The sequence below is a fragment of the Ruegeria sp. R14_0 genome, assembly GCF_017743975.1.
Classification (GTDB): Bacteria; Pseudomonadota; Alphaproteobacteria; order Rhodobacterales; family Rhodobacteraceae; genus Ruegeria.
Genome location: NZ_JAGHRC010000022.1, coordinates 1 through 3,094, shown reverse-complemented (window position 1 = coordinate 3,094; position 3,094 = coordinate 1). Strand labels below are relative to the sequence as shown.

General features: G+C 61.0%; 3 protein-coding genes and 1 pseudogene. All 4 read right to left on the bottom strand.

All coding sequences use genetic code 11. The features are described from left to right. Positions 1–1,061: pseudogene (locus J7416_RS22535) on the bottom strand (methylase); the annotation flags it as partial. Positions 1,062–1,576: 515 nt separating this feature from the next. After that, positions 1,577–2,206, bottom strand: a complete 630-nt coding sequence (locus tag J7416_RS22530) for a hypothetical protein (protein ID WP_037931030.1) — start codon at positions 2,204–2,206, stop codon at positions 1,577–1,579. 105 nt (positions 2,207–2,311) lie between these two features. Continuing rightward, positions 2,312–2,788 (bottom strand): hypothetical protein, encoded by a 477-nt coding sequence (locus J7416_RS22525; protein WP_037930962.1) that lies wholly within the window; start codon positions 2,786–2,788, stop codon positions 2,312–2,314. A 1-nt stretch (position 2,789) separates the two neighbouring features. Further along, on the bottom strand, positions 2,790–3,094 hold a 305-nt coding region (locus J7416_RS22520), incomplete at its 5' end, for a DUF6878 family protein (protein ID WP_209227939.1).

The window sequence follows — 3,094 nt, the reverse complement described above, 5'->3', positions numbered from 1 at the left end:
GTGGTGGGGCAGGGCGGGGGGCTGCGGCGTTCCGGGCAATGGGCGAGTACTACGGAGAGAAGATCACTCGTGGTCGCGCAGATCGGATGATAGGCGGCGTCAATATCAGCCGGTGCGGTCTCTTCAGCACCAGCCGCGCGCTTATCGATTACCGTCAACCGCGTGTCGATCGTGGTGCCATGCCGTGCGAAGACCTTGCCGTCGATGGGGGCCGAAAACACGACATCGGCGCTCTGGCCGATCCGCTGAAATGTCGACTGGAAGGATTTCAAAGAGGGACGGAAGCTTTCGCCGGTGATGACGACAAGCCGCCCACCAGGCGCGAGGCGTGCCAGGGCGGAAAGCACATGCTGACTGGTCGCTTGCCTAAACCGGCCCTCGACATGGTTGGCAGCGGAAAACGGCGGGTTCATCACCACGACCGAGGGCGTGATCGAGCGATCAAGACGATCGTCGATCGAGGCAGCATCGTGGTCAGATACGGCGGCATCGGGGAACAACTGCCCCAGTAGGGCGCGGCGCGTGTCGGCAAGTTCATTCAGCGCCAACCGTGCACCAGCGATCTTTGCAAAGATGGCCAGCATGCCCGTGCCCGTCGACGGCTCGAGCATCAGGTCGTCGTCCCGAAACCCGGCGGCCTGCGCGACGATGGCCGCGAGGGGCAAAGGCGTGGAAAACTGTTGCAGACGGATACTGTCTTCGGAGCGGCGCGTGTGAGACGGGGCCAGAGCCGTGAAACGTTCGATCATGGTGAGGAAGGCCTGCGGCGACAGTGCCTGACGCTGCATCAGCGCGCCGTAGCGCGAGAGTATAAGGATTTGGGCGACCTCGGCCGCCTCATAGGCGTCTTTCCAGACCCAGGCACCACTTGTGTCACTGGCACCGCAAGCATCTTCCATCGCGGCGCGAAGTGCGGCGGCGTCGATGGACCTGCCTGCCTCGAAAACGGGGACGAGGATTTTCGCAGCCTGCATCAGGTTTTGGGCGAAGCGTGGGGCATCCGGCAGGGCAGGGGCTTCGGGCTCGGTTGCAAGTTGGACGGAATGGGGGTGAGCGTTCATCGGCAATCTCCGGGGTTGAGGGTTGGCCCCGAGCCCCGCGTGCACTCTCTCACCCGGGAGGGGTCACCCCTCCCGCCCTGTCTCTCACTCTTTCATGGCCTCGAAAACTGAAGTCTTGGCAGCGAAAACTTATCCACAAAATCTGGGGATGACGCTGTGGGCGTTGTCGCGCAAACCCATGCCAGGCTGCTGGGACACGGCCGTGCCTGCATTTTGGGCACCTCCAGCGAAACGGACCCGACACACAGCAAGCTCGGGGACCGAATGGTCAACGAGGAGAAATCGCAAGAGCTCAGAATGGGGATCTGCAAATAAAAAGGCGACATCCGGGAGGAGGTGGATGCCGCCGATTATTCCGGATCGGCTCAGGGAGGAGGAGAGAACCGATCACAAGAGCGAACATAGGAGCAATGCTGCAGTCGCACAATGGGCGGGCTATGACTTTTCTGCAATGCAGCAATGCATGTCCGCGATCGGGTGCTGCCCATAGTTCCGGTGTGTGGCGGCGAGTTATTCTATGGATATGCGGTCAATGCACCGGTCGCGGGTGGCGCATGGGGATCGGACCGAGGAACGGCATTCCGCGCCTCCGGCAAACAATGCGTCTCATAGGCGCCAACAAACCCCCAGCAAGCGTCGATCTCCTCGCCACCCTGTTCGACGATGTAACCATAGACACGCCCACCAAGGTAAGAATCGTAGTCGGCGGTCTCACCACGTAAGATGTCTACAGCCTGTTCGCGCAGGGCCTTGGTCACGCGTTTTACACCGAATTCCTTTCGGACCGCTTCGAGCGTCACGTAGACGTAACCGACCTGCCCAGAATCCCACGGGCAGTGGAACCCGACGGTGTTCATCGCGAGACCGGAATGGTCATAGAGAAACACAGGCAGAATGATTGCCTTCCGCTCGGCGCGGTCCCGCAGACGATCCATCGAGAGATCGCTCTGATCCGAGACGCCCGCAAGATCGCGCAGGAACGCCTCAGGGCTGTCGTACTGATGGCTGTCACCCAGCCGATAGCGGCGGTGCCAGCAGATCAGCGTACCGAGGTTGCACCACTCTCGTGGGTCCTCAGCGTCGGGGTCGTGGTAGATCTTGATCGTGTGGCCCTGGTGGACCTCCTCGTAGACGGGATCTTGCATGTCCATGTCCTTTCTCGAAACGCAATCGACCCGCCAAGCCGGTTGTGGCGCAGGCGGGTCGATCTGGATGGGATCAGATGGTTGGTGAGTTTGCCGCCCGGCGGATCAGGCGGCGGCGCGATTCTGGCGATGCTGGACGTGCTCGACAGAGACCTTGAGAAGCCAATCCTCAAAGCCAAGAATGGTCTGGTGACCCGCAACCGCCTGGACCCAGGCCGCACGCGGATCGCTGCCGATCTGCGTCGGGTCGTTGTCGATCCGGCCATTGGCCATCCACGGTTCGGGTTGTATGCGTCCGAGCCAGTCAGCCAGTGACGGGATACGCCCCTGGCAGTCTTCGCGCACATGCTGCTCGCCGATCCAGCGGATCGGAACGACCCGGCCCGCGCTGTTGATCAGGCTGCGACCGAACACCCGCTCGGCATCATAAATCCCGACCGTATGATGTTTTTGGGCTCTGTGAACAAAGAGACCTAGGTGCTCTTTAGATGAGTCAAACCAGTCATGCACATGTTGGTAATCATCTGGAACACCGCCAAATCTACGGGCCGAGCTTTCGGCGTGGTGGAGAGGATGTGCCATGTCAGAGCCCCTCATGTTCTGTGGTGTCGGTCTCGATGAAGCGGTTCGAGTGGCTGACATCGATCTTGTCCGTCTCGAGCGCCCAGGTCAATTCGCCATAGCCGCCCTCGTTGTTTTCGAAGCCAGGGCTCAGCGCATAGGCAAAGTCCCAGCCGAAATCTTCGACCCGTCGCCGCAGCTCTTCTGTCAGGGTAATCGTGTCAGGCGTCACGACGACCTCCTCGACATTGCCGGAATCGCCATAGCCTTCATATTGCACGTCGAGGCCGGTCACGCCGAGGCCGCGCAGTTCGGTGAGAAGCGCCG